At 65.6% G+C, this 20,733-nt stretch carries 19 protein-coding genes; 8 read left to right on the top strand and 11 right to left on the bottom strand.

Translation table 11 applies throughout. The features are described from left to right. Positions 1–28: 28 nt before the first annotated feature. Positions 29–646, top strand: a complete 618-nt coding sequence (locus C8J43_RS08485; protein WP_279388827.1) for a septation protein A — start codon at positions 29–31, stop codon at positions 644–646. 121 nt (positions 647–767) lie between these two features. Here C8J43_RS08485 and C8J43_RS08480 read toward each other — a convergent pair whose 3' ends face one another. The 6 genes from C8J43_RS08480 to C8J43_RS08455 form a co-directional block, all read right to left on the bottom strand. Further along, positions 768–1,382 (bottom strand): superoxide dismutase, encoded by a 615-nt coding sequence (locus C8J43_RS08480; protein ID WP_133030496.1) that lies wholly within the window; start codon positions 1,380–1,382, stop codon positions 768–770. Between the two features lie 118 nt (positions 1,383–1,500). Continuing rightward, positions 1,501–2,298 (bottom strand): SDR family oxidoreductase, encoded by a 798-nt coding sequence (locus C8J43_RS08475; RefSeq protein ID WP_121884541.1) that lies wholly within the window; start codon positions 2,296–2,298, stop codon positions 1,501–1,503. A gap of 15 nt (positions 2,299–2,313) precedes the next feature. Next, the gene (locus C8J43_RS08470) at positions 2,314–3,078 is read right to left on the bottom strand and encodes an SDR family oxidoreductase (protein ID WP_133030495.1); all 765 of its coding nucleotides are present in this window, start codon (positions 3,076–3,078) and stop codon (positions 2,314–2,316) included. 115 nt (positions 3,079–3,193) lie between these two features. Then, a complete protein-coding gene (locus C8J43_RS08465; RefSeq protein ID WP_133030815.1) occupies positions 3,194–4,237 on the bottom strand; it encodes a phosphotransferase family protein in 1,044 nt (347 codons plus the stop codon). Between the two features lie 17 nt (positions 4,238–4,254). Further along, positions 4,255–5,337 carry a Zn-dependent alcohol dehydrogenase gene (locus tag C8J43_RS08460; RefSeq protein ID WP_133030494.1) on the bottom strand — a complete coding sequence of 361 codons (1,083 nt, stop codon included), beginning with the start codon at positions 5,335–5,337 and terminating at the stop codon, positions 4,255–4,257. A 128-nt stretch (positions 5,338–5,465) separates the two neighbouring features. After that, the gene (locus C8J43_RS08455; protein ID WP_121884538.1) at positions 5,466–6,749 is read right to left on the bottom strand and encodes an acyl-CoA dehydrogenase family protein; all 1,284 of its coding nucleotides are present in this window, start codon (positions 6,747–6,749) and stop codon (positions 5,466–5,468) included. A 156-nt stretch (positions 6,750–6,905) separates the two neighbouring features. Between C8J43_RS08455 and C8J43_RS08450 the strand changes: the two genes are divergently transcribed. Continuing rightward, positions 6,906–8,150: a TetR/AcrR family transcriptional regulator gene (locus C8J43_RS08450; RefSeq protein ID WP_133030493.1), complete on the top strand. Its 1,245-nt coding sequence runs from the start codon at positions 6,906–6,908 to the stop codon at positions 8,148–8,150. Between the two features lie 108 nt (positions 8,151–8,258). Beyond that, the gene (locus tag C8J43_RS08445) at positions 8,259–8,663 is read left to right on the top strand and encodes a hypothetical protein (RefSeq protein WP_133030492.1); all 405 of its coding nucleotides are present in this window, start codon (positions 8,259–8,261) and stop codon (positions 8,661–8,663) included. An 11-nt stretch (positions 8,664–8,674) separates the two neighbouring features. On the opposite strand, the gene C8J43_RS08440 is transcribed toward C8J43_RS08445, so the two are convergent. The 3 genes from C8J43_RS08440 to C8J43_RS08430 form a co-directional block, all read right to left on the bottom strand. Then, the gene (locus C8J43_RS08440) at positions 8,675–9,976 is read right to left on the bottom strand and encodes an MFS transporter (protein ID WP_133030491.1); all 1,302 of its coding nucleotides are present in this window, start codon (positions 9,974–9,976) and stop codon (positions 8,675–8,677) included. Positions 9,977–10,367: 391 nt separating this feature from the next. Then, a complete protein-coding gene (locus tag C8J43_RS08435) occupies positions 10,368–11,114 on the bottom strand; it encodes a hypothetical protein (protein ID WP_133030490.1) in 747 nt (248 codons plus the stop codon). A gap of 107 nt (positions 11,115–11,221) precedes the next feature. Further along, entirely contained in the window at positions 11,222–11,929 is a 708-nt protein-coding gene (locus C8J43_RS08430) for a glutathione S-transferase family protein (RefSeq protein ID WP_133030489.1), read from the bottom strand. Here C8J43_RS08430 and C8J43_RS08425 point away from each other — a divergent pair. The 5 genes from C8J43_RS08425 to C8J43_RS08405 all read left to right on the top strand — a co-directional run bounded on the left by C8J43_RS08425 (position 11,910) and on the right by C8J43_RS08405 (position 17,183). Beyond that, the gene (locus C8J43_RS08425) at positions 11,910–13,493 is read left to right on the top strand and encodes a class I adenylate-forming enzyme family protein (protein WP_133030488.1); all 1,584 of its coding nucleotides are present in this window, start codon (positions 11,910–11,912) and stop codon (positions 13,491–13,493) included. The two genes, C8J43_RS08430 and C8J43_RS08425, sit on opposite strands and share 20 nt — an antisense overlap. A 90-nt stretch (positions 13,494–13,583) precedes the next feature. Continuing rightward, positions 13,584–14,360, top strand: coding sequence for a thioesterase family protein (locus C8J43_RS08420; protein ID WP_133030487.1), 777 nt, complete (start codon positions 13,584–13,586; stop codon positions 14,358–14,360). A gap of 111 nt (positions 14,361–14,471) precedes the next feature. Next, positions 14,472–14,984 carry an EF-hand domain-containing protein gene (locus C8J43_RS08415; protein WP_165899576.1) on the top strand — a complete coding sequence of 171 codons (513 nt, stop codon included), beginning with the start codon at positions 14,472–14,474 and terminating at the stop codon, positions 14,982–14,984. Positions 14,985–15,051: 67 nt separating this feature from the next. Then, positions 15,052–15,771, top strand: a complete 720-nt coding sequence (locus tag C8J43_RS08410) for a response regulator (RefSeq protein ID WP_133030814.1) — start codon at positions 15,052–15,054, stop codon at positions 15,769–15,771. A gap of 38 nt (positions 15,772–15,809) precedes the next feature. Next, positions 15,810–17,183: a HAMP domain-containing sensor histidine kinase gene (locus tag C8J43_RS08405; protein WP_243645474.1), complete on the top strand. Its 1,374-nt coding sequence runs from the start codon at positions 15,810–15,812 to the stop codon at positions 17,181–17,183. Positions 17,184–17,300: 117 nt separating this feature from the next. Here the strand turns inward: C8J43_RS08405 and C8J43_RS08400 are convergent, their stop codons facing one another. Both C8J43_RS08400 and C8J43_RS08395 read right to left on the bottom strand, forming a co-directional pair. Then, positions 17,301–18,590, bottom strand: a complete 1,290-nt coding sequence (locus C8J43_RS08400) for an MFS transporter (RefSeq protein ID WP_107952251.1) — start codon at positions 18,588–18,590, stop codon at positions 17,301–17,303. After that, positions 18,590–20,731: a M3 family metallopeptidase gene (locus C8J43_RS08395; RefSeq protein ID WP_133030485.1), complete on the bottom strand. Its 2,142-nt coding sequence runs from the start codon at positions 20,729–20,731 to the stop codon at positions 18,590–18,592. Before C8J43_RS08395 ends, C8J43_RS08400 begins: the two co-directional genes overlap by 1 nt. Positions 20,732–20,733 lie beyond the last annotated feature (2 nt).

Genomic DNA, 20,733 nt, shown 5'->3' with positions numbered 1-20,733 from the left:
AGGACGAACGGTATTCTGGATTGATCTCGTGACCCCAACCAAGCCCCCCCTTTCCCCCGGCCTCCGCATGGCGGTCGACTACGGCCCGCTCGCGATCTTCTTCGCGGTGAACTTCCTCACCCCCGGCCTGCCGATCGTCCGCGTCGTCGCCGCCACCACCGCGTTCATCATCGCCACGGTCGCCGCGATGATCGTGTCGAAGCTCAAGACCGGCCATATCTCGCCGATGCTGTGGCTCTCGGGTGCGCTGATCGTCGTGTTCGGCGGGCTGACGATCTATTTCCACGACCAGCGCTTCATCCAGATGAAGCCGACGATCATCTACGCGATGTTCGCGGCGATCCTGACGTTCGGTCTCGTCACCGGGCGCCCACTGCTCCAGTCGCTGCTCGCAACCGCTTACCCCGGTCTGTCCGCCGATGGCTGGCGCAAGCTCACGCGCAACTGGGCGGTGTTCTTCGTGTTCATGGCAGTGCTGAACGAGGCCGTGTGGCGCAACACGACCTGGGATTTCTGGGTCGGCTTCAAGCTCTGGGGCGCGATCCCGCTGACGCTGCTCTTCGCGTTCGCCAACATTCCGATGCTACTGAAGCACGGATTGCAAACGGGCGACAAAGCCGTGACCGACCTGCCGCCCGAAGGGTAATCTATTGCTCCCCTCCCGCCTGCGGGAGGGGTCGGGGGAGGGCCTGACCAAACAAACCGGACGCCGGTACGTACGTCGCGCCCTCCCCTAGCCCCTCCCGCAAGCGGGAGGGGAATTCAGGTCAGCCCGCGATCTTCGCGTAGCGCTCACCGACGACGTCCCAGTTCACGATGTCCCACCAGGCCTTCAGATAGCCCGGACGATCGTTCTTGTACGTCAGGTAATAGGCGTGCTCCCACACGTCGTTACCGAGCAGCGGCGTGCCGGGCTCCTTGGCGTCGTCCATAAGCGGGTTGTCCTGGTTCGGCGTGCTCGTCACCTTCAGCTTGCCGCTCGCATCCGCGATCAGCCATGCCCAGCCCGAGCCGAACTGCCCTGCACCCTTGGTGTTGAACTCTTCCTTCAGCTTGTCGAGGCCGCCGAAGTCGCGATCGATCGCCTCGGCGAGCTTGCCGGACGGTGCCTGGCCATTCTTGGCCGCCATCGTCTTCCAGAAGAAGTCGTGGTTCCAGAAACCGCCGCCATTGTTGCGGACCAGCGGCGGCTGCGACGAGATCATGCCGAGGATGTCCTCGATCGACTTGCCCGCCAGCGCGGAATCCTTCTCGACGCCTTCGTTCAGCTTCGCGGTGTACGCCGCATGATGCTTGTCGTGATGAAACTTCATCGTTTCCTGGTCGATCACCGGCTCGAGCGCGTCATAGGCATACGGCAACGGTGGGAGTTCGAAAGCCATGGGGGTTCTCCTTTATGGGGTCGGACGCTCAACGTCCGCACGTCGCAAATGGTCCCGCAAAAGTCGTTGCGCAAGCGTATCCAGCGGCCGAAACGCCGCGACCCGACAGCATCATCGGTCAGGCGGCGGTCTTGCCGTATTCCTGTCGCGTGACGGGGTGGCTGGACGAGAGGCCCCCGTCGACCGCGATCGCCTGCCCGTTGACATAGCTGGCGTCGTCGGAGGCGAGGAACAGCGCGACCTTGGCGAGTTCCTCGGGCTGCGCGCCGCGGTGGAGCGGGTTGAGGCGGCCGACGCGGTCCATCTTGTTCGCCTCGCGCGCGTAGTCGAAGACGGGCTTGGTCATGCCGGTCTCGGTCAGGCCGGGGCAGATCGCGTTGACGCGGACGTTGGAGCCCGTAAGTTGTTGGGCGGAGACGGCGGCAAGGTTGATGACGCCGGCCTTCGACGCGGAATAGGCGGGCGAGCCGGCGCCCGAGCGGATCCCCGCGACGCTGGCGGTAAGGACGATCGCGCCTTTCCCCCGCTCGGCGATGCGCGGCGCGGCGTGCTTGATCGCGAGGAACGGGCCGATCAGGTTGACGCGCAGCACTTCGGTGATGAGCGCGACGTCGGTGTCGAACAGGTTGGCCATGCCGCCCGAGATCCCCGCATTGGCGAACATCACGTCGAGCCCGCCGAAGCTGTCGCAGGCGAGCGCGATCGTGCGGATCACGTCCTCTTCGAGCCCGGCGTCGATGCGGATCGCCTTCGCCGTGCCGCCGGCCTGCGTGATCAAGTGCGCGGTTTCGTCCGCGCCCTCGGTCTTGTCGGCGACGACGACCCTGCCCCCTTCGCTCGCGAACAGGAGCGCGGCGGCGCGGCCTATGCCGGAGCCTGCGCCGGTGACGATGATGGATTTGTCCGTGAAACGCATCGCATGGTCCTTCGGTTAGATCGTGACGCCCCCGTCGATGACCATCGTCTGGCCGGTCATGAAATTGCTTGCCGACGACGCCAGAAAGACGACCGCGCCCGCGATTTCTTCCGGCTCGCCGATCCGGCGGAGCGGCACGCTGGTGTTCGCCGCCTCGATCCGCTGCGGGTCTTCCAACAAGGCGCGCGCGAAGTCGGTCTTGATCAGGCCCGGCGCGATGCAATTCACGCGGACGTTGGACGGGCCGAACTCGACGGCGAGGTTGCGCGCGAGCTGCATGTCGGCGGCCTTGCTGATGCAGTACGCGCCGATCACCGGCGAGCCGCGCAGACCGCCGATCGAGGAAATGATGATTATGCTGCCACTGCGGCGCTCCAGCATCTCGGGCGCGACCATCTGGATCAGCCAGTGGTTGGACACGATGTTGTTGTCGAGGATCTTCCGGAACTGGTCGTCGGCGATGCCGGCTTGCGGGCCGTAATAGGGGTTCGAGGCGGCGTTGCAGACGAGGATGTCGATCCGGCCGAGCTGGGCGCGGGTCTGGTCGACGAGGTTTTGCAGGCCCGCCTTGTCGGAGATGTTGGCAGCGATCGCGATCGCGGTGCCGTCTCCGTGCCTGGCGTTGAGTTCGGCGGCGACCGTGTCGCAAGCGTCCTGCTTGCGGCTGGAGATCACGATCTTCGCGCCGTGCTCGGCCAGCTCTCGCGCGGAGGCCAAGCCGATGCCACGCGAGGAGCCGGTGACGATGGCGACCTGCCCTGTGAGATCAAATTGCGACACTGACTTCTCCCTCCCGCTTGCGGGAGGGGTCGGGGGAGGGCCCGATCTTTCCGCAACGTTTCATGCCGGGGAAGGTCAGCCCCTCCCCTAACCCCTCCCGCAAGCGAGAGGGGAATTACGCCCCCGCCTTCACCGCAAAGCCCCACGCAGCATCCGCCAACCCGTGGATCTTGGCGACCGTCTTCTCCGCCTGAGCACTCGACGCAGTGCCGTCGATGATGCGCTTCTTGATGCCCTGCACGATGCCGGTCAGCCGGAAGAGGTTGTAGGCGAAATACCAGTTGAGATCGGGGACGCCATCGCGACCGGTGGCGGCGCAATAGCGCTCCACGACCTGCTCGATCGTCGGAATGCCCGTCCTCGGTCCGGTCATGCCAAGCACGCCCGAACGCCCCTCGGGCTCGGTCACCCAACTCATCAGCAGATACGAGAAGTCCGCCAGCGGATCGCCGAGCGTCGACAATTCCCAGTCGAGGACGGCGATGACCTTGGGCTCGAACGGCGCGAAGATCATGTTGTCGATCCGGTAGTCGCCGTGGACGATCGCGGTCCGCGTCTGCTCGGGCAGCGTGCGCGGGAGCCACTCGATCAGGCGTTCGACCGACTCCATATGCTCGGTCTCGGCGGCGCGGTATTGCTTGGTCCAGCGGCCGACCTGGCGCTCGAAATAATTGCCGGGCTTGCCGTACTCCTCAAGCCCTGCCGCCGCGTAATCGGTGTTGTGGAGCGCGGCGAGCGTGTCGACCATCGCCTCGTAATGCGCGGTGCGCTCGGGCGGAGTCGCGCCGGGCATCGCGCCGTCCCAGATCGTCCGCCCTTCGACCATTTCCATGACGTAGAAGGCCGAACCGATGACCGCCGCGTCCTCGCAGAGACCATAGGGTTGAGGCACCGGGAAGCCGGTCGGGTGGAGCCCCGCGATGACGCGGTATTCGCGGTCGACGGCGTGCGCGCTCGGCAGGATCGGGCCGAACGGTTTCCGGCGCAGCACGTACGCGCGCTCCGGCGTGTCGAGGCGGTAGGTCGGGTTCGACTGGCCGCCGGCGAACTTCGCGTAGGTCAGCGGGCCGGCATGGCCGGGCACGTTGGCGGTCATCCACGCGCCAAGCGTGTCGAGGTCGAGACGGTCCTTGTCGCCGACCGCGATCGTGCCGACCATGCTGGTCGATGCGTCGTTCACGAGAAGGTGATCACGCTACGGGTCGTGTCGCCGCGGCGGAGTTCGTCGAACGCGTCGTTGATCCGCTCGAGCGGCATCCTGTCGGCGATGATGGTGTCGAGATCGAGCAGCCCGCGCATGTAGAAATCGACCAGCCGCGGGATGTCGACCGGGAACCGGTTCGATCCCATGAATCCACCCTGCAGACGCTTGCCCGACAGCAGGTCCATCGCCGACAGCCCGACCTTCTCGCCGAGCGGCATCATGCCGAGGATCGTCGCGGTGCCGCCGCGTCGAAGCACTTTCACGGCGGTTGCCGCCGATTGCGCGCGCCCGACCGCCTCGATCGCGTGGTGCACGCCGCCCTTTGTGATCGCGACGACCTCGTCCGCTGCGGTCTCGGACAATGCATCGATGCTGTGCGTCGCACCGAGCTTTTCGGCCATCGCACGCTTTTCCGGGACGGGATCGAGCGCAATGATCTTCCCCGCGCCCGCGATCTTGGCCGCGTTGACCGCCGCGAGCCCGATGCCGCCGCAGCCGACCACGCACACCGTCTCGCCCGGCGTAACGTCGGTCGTATTGAAAACAGCGCCCGCCCCGGTGGTGATCGCGCACCCGAGCAGCGCGGCACGATCCATAGGCATGTCGCGGTCGATCGCGACGCACGCATGCTCGTGGACCAGCATCATCTCGGCATAGGCCGACAGGTTGAGCATCTGCGCGATAGGTCGGTCGCCGAGCATGAGGCGCGGCGCGGCGCCCTTGGGACGGCGCACGCTGGCATCGATGCACAGCGACATCCGGCCGGTGACGCAAAACTCGCACTGACCACAGAATGCCGACAGACACGTCACGACATGGTCGCCGACCTTCACGCCGCGCACTTCGTCGCCCACCGCCTCGACCACGCCGCACGCTTCATGGCCGGGAATGGTCGGCATCGCATGCGGATAAGCCCCGTCGACGAAATGCAGGTCGGACCGGCACACGCCGACCGCGACCGTGCGGATCAGCACTTCGTGTGCCGTCGGCTTCGAGATGGTGACATCCTCGATGCTGAGCGGGGTGTTGGCTTCGAAAAGGACTGCGGCTTTCATGGGTAGTCAGGCTCCGAAAACTGGCGGGCGGACAATCAAAAATTCCGTTCGTCCTGAGCGCAGTCGAAGGACATTGCCCCAAGCGAGCCGGTCCTTCGACTTCGCTCAGGACGAACGGGGGGATAGGTTTACCGGCTCACCCCGACGTCACCGCTGGACACCCCGCCCTTGCGGAAATCACCGTACTTCCCGAACTCGTTGCGCGCGATCGAGCGGTTGTGGACCTCGTCCGGGCCATCCGCGAACCGCAGCGTCCGCATCGCCGCCCAGTCGTGCGCCAACCGGAAATCGCCCGACACGCCGCCGCCGCCATGCGCCTGAATCGCGTCGTCCAGAATGCGCAACGCCATATTCGGCGCCGCCACCTTGATCATCGAGATCTCGATCTGTGCAGACTTGTTGCCCGCCTTGTCCATCATGTCCGCCGCCTTGAGGCAGAGCAAACGAGTCATCTCGATATCGATCCGCGCGGTCGCGATCCGCTCCTCCCACACCGAAAAATCCGCGATCCGCTTGCCGAACGCGACCCGGTCGAGCAGCCGCCGCGCCATCGCCTCGATCGCGGTCTCGGCGACACCGATGGTGCGCATGCAGTGGTGGATACGCCCCGGCCCAAGCCGCCCCTGCGCGATCTCGAACCCGCGCCCTTCGCCGAGCAGCACGTTCTCGACGGGCACGCGGACATTTTCCAGCACCACTTCGCCATGGCCGTGCGGCGCGTGGTCATAGCCATAGACGGAGAGCATCCGCTTGATCGTCACGCCGGGCGTATCCATCGGCACGAGGATCTGGCTCTGCTGCTGGTGCCGCGAACCCTCGAACGACGTCTTGCCCATCACGATCGCGATCTTGCAGCGCGGATCACCGACGCCGCTCGACCACCATTTCGTGCCGTTGATGACGTAGTGATCGCCATCGCGCACCATCGACGTCTCGATGTTGGTCGCATCCGACGACGCCACCGCGGGCTCGGTCATCAGGAACGCCGAGCGAATCTCGCCGCGCATCAACGGCCCGAGATAGGCCTCCTTCTGCTCGCGCGTGCCATAACGGTGAAACACCTCCATGTTGCCGGTATCGGGCGCCGAACAGTTGAAGCACTCGCTCGCCCAACTGATCTTCCCCATCTCCTCCGCGCATAACGCATATTCGAGATTGGTCAGCTGCGTGCCCTCGAACGCGAACGAATCGTCGACATGCGTCTGGCCCGAATGCGGTGGCATGAAGAAATTCCAGAGCCCGGCTGCCTTGGCCTTCTCCTTCATCTCCTCGATCACCGGAATCACCTTCCAGCGCTCGCCCTCATGCGCCTGCTGGTCGTAATCGGCTTGGCGCGGGCGGATATTCTGGTCGATGAAATCCCGGACCCGATCCCGGAAATACGTCTCTCGTTCGCTAAAGCTGAAATCCATGCGGGCTCTCCAATCGTCATCGCTTTGAAGGCGAGGTAGACCATACCGCACATTCGGTAAAGCGTGTGGAGGGCCCCGGAAAGCATGTTTTCAAGTCCGCCCTGAAAGCGCCTAAAAAGCACTGTATCTTCAAATCGAAGCTGTTAGGGTGTTTCGATGAAGGTTCCGGCAGAGGCCAGCGACGAGAGCGAACAGGGGACCAAGCGCTTCCGTGCGAAGCGTGACGCGATCCTCGCCGCGGCGGCAGAAGCGATCAACGAACAGAGTGCCAAGGGCATGACGTTCGCGGACGTCGCGCGGCGCGTCGGGCTCAACACGACGAGCGTTACCTATTATTTCAAGCGCAAGGAAGACCTTGCGGCGGCGGCGTTCGAGAACACGCTCGAATCGCTGATCGCGATGCTCGACGTCGCGGCCGAAGAAGCGACGCCGGAGGACCGCGTTCGGCGCTATCTCGCGCTCAACATGGACCGGCTCGGGCGGATCCAGCGCGGCGAGGAGAAGGCGTTCGCCGTCCTCTCCGATCTGCGCGCGACCGAGGAGCCGATGCGTGGGCGGCTGATGGCGGGCTGGCGCGAGGTGTTCCGCCGGACGCGGCTGTTGTGGGGGCCGACCTCGTCGCGCGCGCAGACCGATCTCAACGGCGCACGCGCGCACGTGCTGCTGGAGAATACGTTCTGGCTGCCGATCTGGCTGACGCGGTACGAGCCCGACCAGTACGGCCGGGTGGAAGAGCGGCTGATGGATGTGTTCGCGCACGGCATCGCGGGCAAGGACGCCAAATGGTCGCCTACCCTGCTCGATCTCAGCCATGACGAGGCGGAGCCGGGCCGAGAGGCGTTCCTGCTCGCCGCGACGCGCCTGATCAACGAACTCGGCTATCGCGGCGCCTCGGTGCAGAAGATCGCGTCCGAGCTGAACGTGACCAAGGGCAGTTTCTACCACCATCTCGATGCGAAGGACGATCTCGTCATCGCGTGCTACCGCCGCAGCTTCGACACGATCGCCGATGCGCAGAGCCGCGGCGAGGCCGAGGGCGGCAGTTATTGGCACAAGCTGTCGAGCACCGTCGCTACGCTGCTCGACGTGCAGTTTGCCGAGCGTGGCCCGCTGCTCCGCACTACCGCACTCAGCGGATTGCCGGTCGGCGTGCGCAACGCGATGGTCGATCGCTCGAACGGCATCGCACGGCGCTATGCGGGCATGATGATGGACGGGATCGGCGAAGGCTCGATCCGCGCGGTCGATGCGCTGATCGCGGCGCAGGCGTTGATGGCGCTCCAGAACGCCGCGTTCGACATGCGCAAATGGGCGTCGACGATGCCGCGCGAGCGGGCGATCGCGATGTACGCCTCGACGCTGATGTTCGGCCTGTTCGACGATCGGATGGCGAAGGCCTGACGCCAGTCGGCACGACGACACAGGCGGGGCGACAATCGCACTCGTAACGGTTTGGTTACGCGCCGTTAACGCCGAGCGGCCGATCCCGACACCTCCACGGAGGGCGTCATGCACACGATCACGACCGATCTCGACACCGGCATCATCGAGGTCGAGGCATCGGGATTCTGGACGATCCCGCATGTCGAGGGCTTTCTACGCGATCTGGACGGCGAGGCGCGGCGCGTGCTGGCAACCGGCAAGCGTCACATGCTGCTGGGCAATTTCTCGCGGTCCGCGATCCAGCCTCAGGAAGTGGTGGCGATGCTCCAGCGCGTGGCTTTGACCATCCCGCTGAAGTCGCGCAAAGTTGCGTTGTTCACGGATGGTAAACTCGCGCGACTGCAGGTGAAGCGGATCGTCGCGGTGCGCGACGACATGGCGGTGTTCGACGACCGGACAAGCGCGATGACATGGTTGTTGGCGGATGCGTTGGCCCACCCTGCCGCGGCCGCCGCCTCTCCGCCGGCCTGATGAAGAGGCGGTTACCTCGCGGCATCCTCCGCGCGCTTCAGCAGGACCCCGGCGCGCCAATAGTGGAACAGCGCCCACGGCGTCATCAGCACGATGATGATCAGCGCATACCGCAACGAATCCTCGCCGAACCCCGGCTTGAGCAGGTCGCTGAGCCAGCCCACCATCGTCGGCCCAAGCCCCAGTCCGACCAGATTGATCACCAGCAGCGTGATCGCCGCCCACATCGCACGGATCTGCAACGGCGCGAGGTGCTGGATCAGCGCGAAGCTCGGCCCGAGATACGAATTGGCGAAGATCAGCGAGACGAAATAGCTGCCGATCGCGATCACCGGCGCATCGATCAGGTAGAAGGCGAGCGCGAACGGGAGCGACAGGCCCTTCATCACCAGCACCACCCAGGCCTGGACATGGAGCCCATGACGCTTGGCGAGCATGTCGGCGATCTTGCCGCCCGCCAGCGCAGAGACCGCACCAAACAGCGCCCCCGGCAGCGCGATATACCGCGAGATGTCGAGCATCGAGATGCCCAGCGACCGCTGGATATAGCTCGGCCCCCAGCCGGTCAGCGCGTAACCGATCATCGACGTCAGCGTCACGCCGACCACCAGATGCCGCGCGGGGGCACTCGCCCACATCGACGCGAACCCTTGCGCGACGCTCGGCATCGGCGTCGCCACCGCGCGGGCAGCGTCGGACAGTCCGCGACGCGGCTCGACCATGAACAGGCGGACGAGGATGGCGAGCGCGATTCCCGGCAGGCCAACGGTCATCATCGCGATCCGCCAGCCGTACGAGTGCGCGACGACCCCGCCAATCAGCGTCCCGAACCCTGCGCCGAGCACCACGCCGAGCGAATACACCGCCATCGCACTCGCGCGTTTCTCGGGCGGGTAGAGATCGGCGATGATCGAATGACTGGGCGGGCTCGACCCCGCCTCGCCGATGCCGACGCCGATCCGGAAGAGCATCAGCTGCGTGAAGTTCTGCGCGAGCCCGCACAGCGCGGTCATCGCGCTCCAGATCGTCAGGCTGGCGGCGATGATGTTGCGGCGGCTGGTCCGATCCGCGAGTCGCGCGACCGGAATGCCGAGCGTCGCATAGAAGATCGCGAAGACGAGTCCGGACAGCAACCCGAGCTGCGTATCGGTCAGCAGCAGGTCCGCCTTGATCCGCTCGAGCAGGATCGCGAGGATCTGGCGGTCCATGTAGCTGAAGAAATAGGTGAAGGTGAGGAGCGCGAGCGTCAGGCCCCGTCGCTTCATCGCCAACGCGTCGGCGATCTCGGGATGGGACTGATACGCTACTGCCATTACGATACCTCGACATCGAATATTGCCCGAGGCTAAGGCATTGGTCGCGTACCAGACAAGTTAAACCTGCATTATAGCGCGGCTAGCGACGACCACGGCACGCGCAGATCGGCTGAAACGCGCGCCGCGGGCGGGGGTTTTGACGCGTCTGGCTTGAAACTATGGGATGCGAAGAAGGACGGCGGAAGATGCGACCTCCGTAGGTCGCTCTTCCGCCTTATCCCCTCTCCAACCTCGTGGCCGGGCTCGTCGGTCCATCGGCGATGGAGCGGAGCGTCCGGGCAATCTGAATACCGGGTATGCGGCTCCCTCGCACAGAAAACCGGGATTGCAAAGGGTCTTTTCGTACATGCGCTAGACCGATCGCGCCGTGTCGACGCCTGCCGGCTCGTCAGTCGCTGATCGTCCACCCCAGACGCGGATCACCGCCACGGACGGGTTGCGCGGCAGCGAGCCGCTGCGCCAAGGTTCCATAGGCGACGTAGGCGGGCGCGACTTTAGGAGCAGCATCCCCGAATAGCGGTCCGTTCGACCCCACGCGCTCGAACATCGCGTTGCGCATGTCGGGCGTCCTGACGGGCGGAACGAACCGCGCCATCCGAACGGTCGGGCGGGCGATCGGAGTCGCGGCGCCGGTAAAGGCGGTGAACTCGCGGCCTTCCTCGAAGATCGCGTGATGACCCGTGACGAAGGCGCCGGCGACGACCCCGCCGATCAGGATCGTACCGATAGTCTCGCCGGTCCGGCCGTCGCCTGCGGCATGATAGCGGCCGACCACCGGGACCATGCGCCCCCCGACGTCGACCGACCTTAGCTCGATGTCGACCTTGCCCGATTTGCCGAACGCGCCCTTGCCGGTGCGATAGGTCACGGCGCCCGTTCCCGCGGTGCCGCGTGGGATCACCACCAGACCGTCGACGACGACATCGCGCGCCACCGAGACGGCGACCGGCTGGCCGACGCGGGCACGGTCGGAGCCGATTTCCTCGTCCAGCCGCAACATCATCTCGGTATGTGCGGGCACGACGATCTGTGAAACCGGGGCGACCGCCACAGACGCGACACCGGGCCGCCCATCTTCGGCCAATGCCGCCGTCGGCAGCGCGCAGATCGCTCCGATTAGTAACGCCGCTTTCATCGATGCTCCCCGAACTGTGCAATCAGCCTGCCGGGGGTTTTAGGTCGCGATGACTGCGATCTCGTCAAACGAGTTGGTTAATCCAGCCTGTTCGCATCAAGATAGCTCTACGCACTCGCACTGGGGCGCGCCGACGCACGCGCATGCCAGACCTTCAGGTGCGCCAGTTCGTCGGGCATCGCGATGCCGACGAACTTGGCGAAGTCGATCGTCGTCAGCAGAACGATATCGGCGATCGTATAGCGTTCGCCGTCGAGCCAGTCGCGGCCGTCGAGCGCGTGATCGAACTCCGCCATTGCCGCCAGCACGCGTGGACGCTGGCTCTCGCCAAACTCGGTATATTGCGGCTGGACGATCCGCGCGGTCCAGGGATGCGTGTGCAGCCAGACCATCGACAGCGGGGTCATCAGCCGGAGTTCGATCCGCCGCGTCCACATGTCGATCTCGGCGATGTTGTGCGCACCGTGCCCGAACATCGGCGGTTCGGGGTGCAGCAACTCGAAATAGCGGCAGATCGCGACGCTCTCCGTCAGCACGCGGCCATCGTCCAACGCGAGCGCAGGGGTCTGGCCGAGCGCATTGACCGACAGGAACGCTTCCGCCTTGTGCTCCGCCTTGGGGATCGAGATCTGCGCCATCGGCACGCGGATATGCTTTTCAGCGAGGAATATGCGGACGCGGCGCGGGTTGGGCGCTGGCAGTGCGCTATCGTAGAACAGCAACGGCGTCTCCTCGAGTCCGGTTTTCGAATATACCGTATGGCATTGCCGGACGCGTTCGCCTAGCGATGCGCGGATGACGACCGCCGCAGACATGCTCGCCACCGGCTTTGCCACCCTGCCCGATCTGATCCGTGCGCACGCGCTCGAACGGGGGAATCGTACCGCCGTCGCCGACGCACAGGGCAGCATCGACTATCGGACGCTGGACGCGATGATGGACCGGATTGCGGCGGCGTTGCAGCGCGATGGCGTGACATCGGGTCAGGCGGTCGCCATCGTCGCTGCGGCGTCGACCGACTATGCGGCGGCTTTCCTTGGTTCGGTACGCGCAGGGTGTGTCGCAACGCCAATCGCGCCGTCAGCCACGCCGGCGGCGATTGCTGCGATGATTGCGGACAGTGGTGCGCCGTTGGTGTTCCTCGATGCGGAAAATGCGCGGGCGTTGGAAGGGCAACTCCTAACGGCCCGCATAGTATTGTTCCCCCGCGAAGGCGGGGGCCCAGGCTGGGCTCCCGCCTTCGCGGGAGAACAATCTTTTGATGAATGGCTCACTCCTCCAGAGACCAAACCAATCCCCGTCGCGATCGGACCCGAAGACCCGTTCAACATCATATATTCCTCCGGCACCACCGGCACCCCGAAGGGCATCGTCCAGAGCCACGCGATGCGATGGGCGCATATCTCGCGCAACAATGCCGCGGGGTTCGACACCGCGGTGACGATGATCGCCACCCCGCTCTATTCGAACACCACGCTGGTCAGCTTCCTGCCGACGCTCGGCTGGGGCGGCACTGTGGTGCTGATGGGCAAGTTCGACGCCCGCGCCTATCTCGAACTCGCGCAGCGCTATCGTGCGACACATACCATGCTGGTCCCGGTACAATATCAGCGGATCATGGCGCTGCCCGATTTCGACGACTTCGACCTCTCGGCATTCCGCTTCAAGACCAGCACCAGCGCGCCGTTCTCCGCGACGCTGAAAGCCGATGTCGTCGCGCGCTGGCCGGGCGTACTCGTCGAATTCTACGGCATGACCGAGGGCGGCGCGAGCTGCGCGCTGAACGCCACCGCCAATCCGACCAAGCTCCACACCGTCGGCCAGCCGATGCCGGGCCACGAGATCCGCCTGATCGACGACGACGGCATCGAGGTCGCGCCGGGCGAGATGGGCGAAGTGGTCGGTCGCAGCCCGGCGATGATGAACGGCTATCACGGCCGATCGGAGGCGACCCGCGACGCCGAATGGCATGATGCGGACGGCAACCGCTACATCCGCCACGGCGATGTCGGCCGGTTCGACGAGGACGGTTTCCTGACGCTGATGGATCGGAAGAAGGACCTGATCATCTCGGGCGGGTTCAACATCTATCCGTCGGACCTGGAGGCGGTGTTGGCCCATCATCCCGCGGTGGCGGACTGCGCAGTGATCGGCGTTCCGTCGGAGGCCTGGGGTGAGACTCCGGTAGGGTTCTACGTGCCGCGCGATGGAGCGCGCGATGATACATCCGCGATCTTGGCGTGGGTGAACAAACAACTCGGCAAGACACAGCGACTGTCGGCGCTCTTCGCTACGGACGAACTCCCCCGCAGCGCGATCGGCAAAGTCCTGAAGCGCGAGCTCCGCGACCGGCTGGCAGCCTCCCTCCCGTCATCCTGACGAACGTCAGGATCCAGAGCCACGAATGCTCCGATGCTTGGCTCTGGATCCTGGGTCGAGCCCAGGATGACGAAGGATGAAAGGGCTAGAATGACCAGTCTCAAACAGGCGATCGATGCCTTGGAGCCAATCGAGGGCGGCTGGTGCGGCACCGTGCCGGAGAACTGGACGCAAGGCCGCACGGCCTATGGCGGCTTCTCCGCCGCGCTGGCACTCCACGCCGCGCAGAACTCCGATGTCGACCTGCCGCCGCTGCGGTCCGCGCAGGTGTCGTTCATCGGGCCGCTGTCGGGCGATATCACGATCCGGGCGCGTCGCCTGCGCCGGGGTCGCAACGCGGCGTTCGTCCAGGCCGACGTCGAGAGCGAGGCCGGGCTTGGGTTGCGCGCGACGTTCGTGTTCATGCGCGCGGTCGAGTCGCGCGTCGATCACCAGACCGGCAGCGCGCCCGACTTCCCGATGCCGGGGCCGGACACGCAGACCTTCCGCGGCCACAGCGCGGTCGCGTTCTCGCGCAACTTCGACCTGCTCGACCGCCGCGACGACAGCGTAGGGCCCGCCGAGTGGCTGCGCTGGGCGCGGCTGGTCGAGCGCGAGGGGCTCGATCCGATGGTCGAGCTGATCGCGATCGCGGACTGCCTGCCACCCGCCGCGCTGAAGCTGCTCGGCGGCCCCGCCCCGCTCAGTTCGATGACGTGGCTGCTCAACATCCTGGGGCCTCAGCCGGTGACGCGCGACGGCTGGTGGTTGCTCCGCGCGACCACCGACTACACGCGGGAAGGGAGTTCGAGCCAGCAGATGGCGATCTGGAACGCCGACGGCACGCCGGTCGCCGAACAGATGCAGAGCGTCGCGATCTTCGCCTGACGCCGGCACATCTTGCGACACATTGGCGGCCCGGCGGCAAAAGCCTGCGACAACCGGGGTTTAGACCGGCGTTATTCGATGGGAATTCGTCCCACACAGCCGGAGTCCGACATGCGCAAGACCGTCCTCACCCTGATGCTCGCCGCCAGCGCGATCACGTCCGCTGCCAGCGCGCAGACGGCGCCTGCAACCCCGCGCCCGCCGATGCGGCAGGATGCAAACCACGACGGCGTCGCCACACGCACGGAAGCGATCGCGCAGGCCGACGCGCGGTTCGCGCAGATGGACACCGACCATGACGGCCGGGTGACCGCAGGCGAGATGCGCGCCTATCGCGAGGCGATGCACGACCGGATGGTGGCCAGCGGCCGCGACGTGCCCGTGCCCCCGCCGGGTGGTCGCAAGCATGACGGCATGGGTCGACGGATGGATACGAACGGCGATGGCAGCGTCACCCGCGAGGAGTTCGAGGCGCGCGCGCTTAAACGGTTCGACCGGATGGATGCCAATCACGACGGCACGATCGACGCGACCGAACGCGCCAACGCCGCCGAGATGCGCCACGTCGATCGTCGCGAACGCCGGGAAGGCGTGACCCCGCCCGCGCCAGCACCTGCTCAATAACTCGATATGGGGAAGTACCACGCGCCGGTGCTTCCCCTGGACAGCTGCCATGCTAGACACTGCCCCGATGGGAGATATGCCGCATCTGCTGCTCGTCGACGACGAGCGCTCGATCCGCGAGCCGCTGGCCGCGTACCTCACCAAACAGGGGTTTCGCGTCACGCAGGCGGGCGATGCGGAGAGCGCGCGGACGCGGCTGACGGCGTATGCGATCGATCTCGTCATCCTCGACATCATGATGCCGGGCGAGGACGGGCTGTCGCTGTGCCGCCATATCGCCGCGACCAGCGACGTGCCGGTGATCCTGCTGACCGCGCGCACCGAGGAGACCGACCGGATCATCGGGCTCGAAATGGGCGCGGACGATTACGTGGTGAAGCCGTTCTCGCCGCGTGAGCTGGCGACGCGGGTCAAGGTCATCCTGCGGCGTGCGAGCGCGGGCGGTGCGCGCCAGCACGCGCCCGAGGCGAACGCCTATGCCTTTGCCGGCTGGGTGCTGAAATCGGGCGAACGCGCGCTGGTCGACCGCGAGGGCGTGTCGGTGCCACTGTCGACGGGCGAGTATAATCTGCTGCTGGCGCTCGTCACGCGGCCACGCCAAGTGCTGACCCGCGACCAGTTGCTCGACCTGACTCAGGGACGCGAGGCCGCGGCGTTCGATCGCGCGGTCGACAACCAGGTCAGCCGGTTGCGGCGCAAGATCGAGACCGATGCCAAGACGCCCGAGTTGATCAAGACGGTCTGGGGTGGCGGCTATACGCTGGCCGCCGAAGTGACCCGTCTGTGATCGCCCGCCTGTGATTACCCGCCCGTGATCCTACGCTCATGACCCGCCCCTGGCCGCGAAATCTGGCCGGGCAGATGGCCTTGCTGATCGCGCTCGCGCTGTTCGTCGCGCAGGCGATCAACTTCGGTCTGGTCCTGCGCGATCGGATCGAGTTCCGTCTTTCACAGGCGACCCGCCCCGTCGCGACCCGGATCGCCGATGCGCTCGACCGCGAGGCGCATGGCGGGCGTCCCCTGACCGCGGACCGCGGCCGCGTCCGCCGTCTTCCCGCCGATCCGATCCGACGGACCGGAAACGCCGGAAACGAGGGCCATCCCGAAGTCGCCGCCGAACTTCGCCGCCAGCTCGCGGATCAGGGCGTGACGGTCGGGCGGATCGATACCGGGCTTCAGCCCTCGACGCTCGACGACGACAGCGACCGCGATAATCGTCGCCGTGCGGGGATACGCCGTGGCGAGCGCGATGGCGCGACGCTGTTGATCGCGGTCGAACAACCCGGCCGCGGCTGGCTGACGATCACCGCGCCGTGGCCGCAACCCGGCGCGCGCCTGCTGTTCGCGTTGCTGAGCCAGACCGCGATCCTCTACATCATCGTCCTTTTGCCGGTGCTGTGGATCGTCCGGCGGCTGTCGCGACCGTTGCGCGACCTGCGCGTTGCAGCGGAGCGGTTCCGACCCGGCGAACCCGGCGCGCCGATGCCGGCGGAAGGACCCGACGACGTCGCCGCACTGATCACCGCGTTCAACGCGCTCAGGCTGCGCGTGACAGGCATGCTCGACGAGAAGGACCGCATGCTCGGCGCGATCGGGCATGATCTGCGGACACCTTTGGCGGCTTTGCGGGTGCGGATCGAGTCGGTCGAGGACGACACCGATCGCGCGAAGATGATCGACACCGTGGCGGAGATGAACCGGACGCTCGACGATATCCTGTCGCTGGCGCGGCTGGGACGACCTAGCGAGCCGCCGACCGACGTCGACCTCGCGGCGCTGGTCGATGCGGTGGTCGAGGATTTCCGCGACATCGGCAGCGATGTGAGCTTCGTCGAGGCGGACCGGTTGCGGATGCGATTGCGGCCGTCGCTGATGCGCCGCGCGGTGCGCAACCTGATCGAGAATGCGGTGAAGTATGGCGTCTCGGCGGAGGTACGGGTCGAGGCTGGGGCGAAGACCGTCGCCATCGTGGTGGCGGACCAGGGGCCGGGGATTCCGGAGGACCGTATGGGCGACGTGTTCGATGCCTTCACGCGGTTGGAGAGTTCGCGCAACCGGGAGACGGGGGGGATCGGGCTTGGGCTGGCCTTAGCACGCGCGATCGTTCGCGAGGCTGGCGGCGAGATCCGTTTGGTGAACCGTGCTCCATCAGATCAGGCTGGCGGCGGCCTCGACGCGATCATCGAACTGCCGCGATAGTTCTGCTCCCTCTCCCCTCCGGGGAGAGGGTCGGGGTGAGGGGCAGCCAAGCAGCGGTCCGCCCGGAACAGCCCCTCACCCCAGCCCTCTCCCCGAAAGGGAGAGGGAGCAGTAAGGTCAATCCTCGACGATCTGGCTGTTCGTCCGCGTGTCCTTCATGCGCAGATACACGACCAGCGACACCGCGATCATCGCCGTCACATACCAGTAGAAGCCGCGTTCGAAGCCTGCGCCCTTGAACTTGAGCGCGACGAACTCGGCGGTCCCGCCGAACAGCGTATTGGCCAGCGCGTAAGGCAAGGCGACACCCAGCGCGCGGATATGCGCCGGGAACAGTTCCGCCTTCACGACCGCGTTGATCGACGTGTAGCCCGTCACGATCACCAGCGCCGCCATCACCAGCAACCCGGCATAGATCGGGTTGGTCGCGGTCTCCAGCGCGGCGAAGATCGGATAGGTGAACAGCACGCCGGCAATGCCGAACCCGACCATCAGCGGCTTCCGCCCGATCTTGTCCGAAAGCCCGCCCGCGATCGGCTGCAACAGCATGAACACGAACAGCGTCGCGGCGTTAATCTGGCTCGCCACTTCACGGCTGAACCCACTGGTATTGACCAGGAACTTCTGCATGTAGATCGAGTAGGCATAGAAGGCGAGCGTACCGCCAGCGGTCAGCAGCATCACCGTGATCGTCTCACGCGGATGCTTGGTGATCAGTTGGATGAAGCCCGACTTCGGCTTGCCGTCGCCCGCATCGGCCTTGGCATTCTCGAAGCTCTGCGTCTCGGCAAGGCCACGGCGGATGTAGAACACGACCACGGCGAGCACCGCACCGATCGCGAACGGAATGCGCCAGCCCCAGGAATCGAGCGCCGCCTCGCTCATCGTCGACTGCAGGATCAGCAGCACACAGATCGCGAGCAACTGGCCCGAGATCAGCGTGACGTACTGAAACGACGAGAAGAACCCGCGGCGGTTCTTGCCCGCCATCTCGGTCAGGTACGTCGCCGACGCGCCGTATTCGCCGCCGACCGACAGACCCTGCATCAGCCGCGCGATCACCAGCATCGTCGGTGCGAAGACGCCGATCGTCTCATACCCCGGCGTGCAGGCGATGATCAGCGAGCCGGCGCACATCAGCGTGACCGACACCGTCAGCCCCGCCTTGCGACCATGGCGATCCGCATAGATGCCCATGATCCACGCGCCGATCGGCCGCATAAGGAAGCCGACCGCGAAGACCGCCGCCGTGCTGAGCAACTGCGCGGTGCGATCGGTCGACGGGAAGAAATGCGGTGCGAAATACAGGGTGAAGGCGGAATAGACGTACCAGTCGAACCATTCGACAAGGTTGCCGGTCGATCCACCGATGATCGCCTTGAGGCGCGTTTTCTGATCGGGTGCCATTACTTCGTCCCCTGCGGAGCTTGTGTCGGGAAGCCGCGCTTCTTGAGCAGCGCGTTCACATCGGGATCACGTCCCCGGAACGCACGATACGCCTCGGCGCGATCGGTCTCGTTGCCGGTCGACAGGAGGATCCTGGCGAACTTGTCCGCCGTCGCCTTGTCCCACGGGCTGCCCGCCTCCTCGAACACCGCGAACGTGTCCGCGTCCATCGTCTCGGACCACAGATAGCTGTAATAGCCCGCCGAATAGCTGTCCGACGCGAACAGATGCTGGAACTGCGGCACGCGGTGGCGCATCACCAGCTGCTTCGGCATGCCGATCTCGGCGAGCGTCGCGGCCTCGAACGTGCCGGGGTCGATCACGCCGTCGGACACGGTGTGGATCTTCATGTCGACGATCGCCGACGACAGATATTCCGCGGTCTTGAAGCCTTCGTTGAACTTGCTCGACTGCTCGATCTTGTCGAGCAACGCCTGCGGCATCGCTGCCTTGGTCTGATAATGCCGCGCATATTTGTCGAGCACGTCGCGGGTCAGCAGCCAATGCTCGTTCACCTGGCTCGGATATTCCACGAAGTCGCGCGGCGTGCCGGCGAGTCCCGGATAATAGACGTTCTGGAGCATCGCGTGGATCGCGTGGCCGAACTCGTGGAACAGCGTCTGCGCATCGTCGAGGCTGATCAGGATCGGCTCGCCGGGCGCACCCTTGGCGAAATTGTTGTTGTTCGACGACAGCACAAGCTGCGCCGGGGCAAGACCACGCTGCCCACGATACGTGTTCGCCCACGCGCCCGATCGCTTGCCGGTCCGCGCGAAGTCGTCGCGGTAGAACAGCCCGACGTCCTTGCCGGTCTTGTCGGTGACGCTCCACACCCGCATGTTCGGTTCAAACACGGGGACGGTGCCGGTGATTTCCTTGAAGTTCAGCCCGTACAGCCGGTTGGCGGCGTAGAGCGATCCCTGAATGATGTTGCCGAGCTCGAAATACGGCTTCAGCTGTGCCTGATCGAGGTCGTACCGGGCTTTACGCACCTTCTCCTGATAGAAGCGGTAATCCCACGGCTCGATCGTCAGCGATGTGCCGGCGACCTTCTGCATGTCCGCGACTTCCTCGGCCACGCGTGCCTTCGCCGCGGGCCAGACGCGCATCATCAGGTCCATCGCCGCGGCGGGCGTCTTCGCCATCGTGTCCTGCATCCGCCAGTCGGCATGCGTCTTGAACCCGAGGAGGTGCGCACGGTCGGCGCGGAGCTTGACGATCTGCGCGATCGTCGCGTTCGTGTCGTTCGCATCGCCATTGTCGCCGCGGTTGACGAACGCGCGCCAGACCTTCTCGCGGAGCGCACGATCGGTGGCGTAGGTCAGCACGGGATCGACCGCCGACCGCGTGTTGACGATCGCGAAGCCCGGCAGCTTCCGCTCGGTCGCAGCGGCCTTGGCGACCGCCTTCACGCTATCGGGAAGCCCGGCGAGCTGTGCTTCATCGCCGACCGCGATGGCGGTGCTCTCGTCGGCGAGCAGCTTCTCGCCGAACGTCGAGAACGCGGTCGCGAGCTGCTGGTTATACTGCGAAAGCTGAGTCTTCTGCGCATCGGTCAGCTTGGCGCCCTGGCGCACATAGCTGTCGTAGATCCGCGTCACGAGCCGGATCTGCTGCGCGTTCAACCCACTGGAGTTGCGGCCTGCATAGATCGCCTGGATCCGCGCGAACAGCGGCTTGTCGAACGTGATCGCGTCCGACGCCGCGGAGAATTTGGGCGACCATTCGCGGTCGAGCTTCTGATACGCCGGGGTGTTCATGTTGCCGGTCATCACGCCGAACAGCGTCATCACCTGACCGTAGCGTTTGCCAGCCAACTGCATCGGCGCGATCGTGTTGGCGAAGGTCGGCTTGGCCGGATTGTCGGCGATCTTGCGGTAGTCCGCGGTCCGTTCGGCGAGCGTCGTCTCGAACGCCTGCGGGAACAGTTCGGGGCGAACCTTGTCCCAGGGCGGCACTCCGCCCAGCGGACCGGTCCAGTCCGCGAGCAAGGGGTTCGTGGCAGGCGTCGTCGGTGGCTGGGCGGCGGGCGCGAGCTGCGCGACGACGGAGGTAGACGCCATCAGCGCAACGGCACTGGCGGCGAAGTATAGAAATTGCACAT

It is taken from the genome of Sphingomonas sp. PP-CE-1G-424 (genome assembly GCF_004341085.1).
GTDB lineage: Bacteria > Pseudomonadota > Alphaproteobacteria > Sphingomonadales > Sphingomonadaceae > Sphingomonas.
Note: the sequence above shows the minus strand (reverse complement) of the source record. Positions and strands in the feature narration are given on the sequence as shown.

What these genes read in the sequence shown, in the direction of transcription:
- C8J43_RS08460 (WP_133030494.1), bottom strand. Translation starts at nt 5,337, where the DNA reads ATGAAAGCCGCAGTCCTTTTCGAAGCCAACACCCCGCTCAGCATCGAG.
- C8J43_RS08445 (WP_133030492.1), top strand. Translation starts at nt 8,259, where the DNA reads ATGCACACGATCACGACCGATCTCGACACCGGCATCATCGAGGTCGAG.
- C8J43_RS08465 (WP_133030815.1), bottom strand. Translation starts at nt 4,237, where the DNA reads ATGGTCGGCACGATCGCGGTCGGCGACAAGGACCGTCTCGACCTCGAC.
- C8J43_RS08425 (WP_133030488.1), top strand. Translation starts at nt 11,910, where the DNA reads ATGACGACCGCCGCAGACATGCTCGCCACCGGCTTTGCCACCCTGCCC.
- C8J43_RS08400 (WP_107952251.1), bottom strand. Translation starts at nt 18,590, where the DNA reads ATGGCACCCGATCAGAAAACGCGCCTCAAGGCGATCATCGGTGGATCG.
- C8J43_RS08405 (WP_243645474.1), top strand. Translation starts at nt 15,810, where the DNA reads ATGACCCGCCCCTGGCCGCGAAATCTGGCCGGGCAGATGGCCTTGCTG.
- C8J43_RS08415 (WP_165899576.1), top strand. Translation starts at nt 14,472, where the DNA reads ATGCGCAAGACCGTCCTCACCCTGATGCTCGCCGCCAGCGCGATCACG.
- C8J43_RS08475 (WP_121884541.1), bottom strand. Translation starts at nt 2,298, where the DNA reads ATGCGTTTCACGGACAAATCCATCATCGTCACCGGCGCAGGCTCCGGC.
- C8J43_RS08430 (WP_133030489.1), bottom strand. Translation starts at nt 11,929, where the DNA reads ATGTCTGCGGCGGTCGTCATCCGCGCATCGCTAGGCGAACGCGTCCGG.
- C8J43_RS08440 (WP_133030491.1), bottom strand. Translation starts at nt 9,976, where the DNA reads ATGGCAGTAGCGTATCAGTCCCATCCCGAGATCGCCGACGCGTTGGCG.
- C8J43_RS08410 (WP_133030814.1), top strand. Translation starts at nt 15,052, where the DNA reads ATGGGAGATATGCCGCATCTGCTGCTCGTCGACGACGAGCGCTCGATC.
- C8J43_RS08420 (WP_133030487.1), top strand. Translation starts at nt 13,584, where the DNA reads ATGACCAGTCTCAAACAGGCGATCGATGCCTTGGAGCCAATCGAGGGC.
- C8J43_RS08480 (WP_133030496.1), bottom strand. Translation starts at nt 1,382, where the DNA reads ATGGCTTTCGAACTCCCACCGTTGCCGTATGCCTATGACGCGCTCGAG.
- C8J43_RS08435 (WP_133030490.1), bottom strand. Translation starts at nt 11,114, where the DNA reads ATGAAAGCGGCGTTACTAATCGGAGCGATCTGCGCGCTGCCGACGGCG.
- C8J43_RS08450 (WP_133030493.1), top strand. Translation starts at nt 6,906, where the DNA reads ATGAAGGTTCCGGCAGAGGCCAGCGACGAGAGCGAACAGGGGACCAAG.
- C8J43_RS08455 (WP_121884538.1), bottom strand. Translation starts at nt 6,749, where the DNA reads ATGGATTTCAGCTTTAGCGAACGAGAGACGTATTTCCGGGATCGGGTC.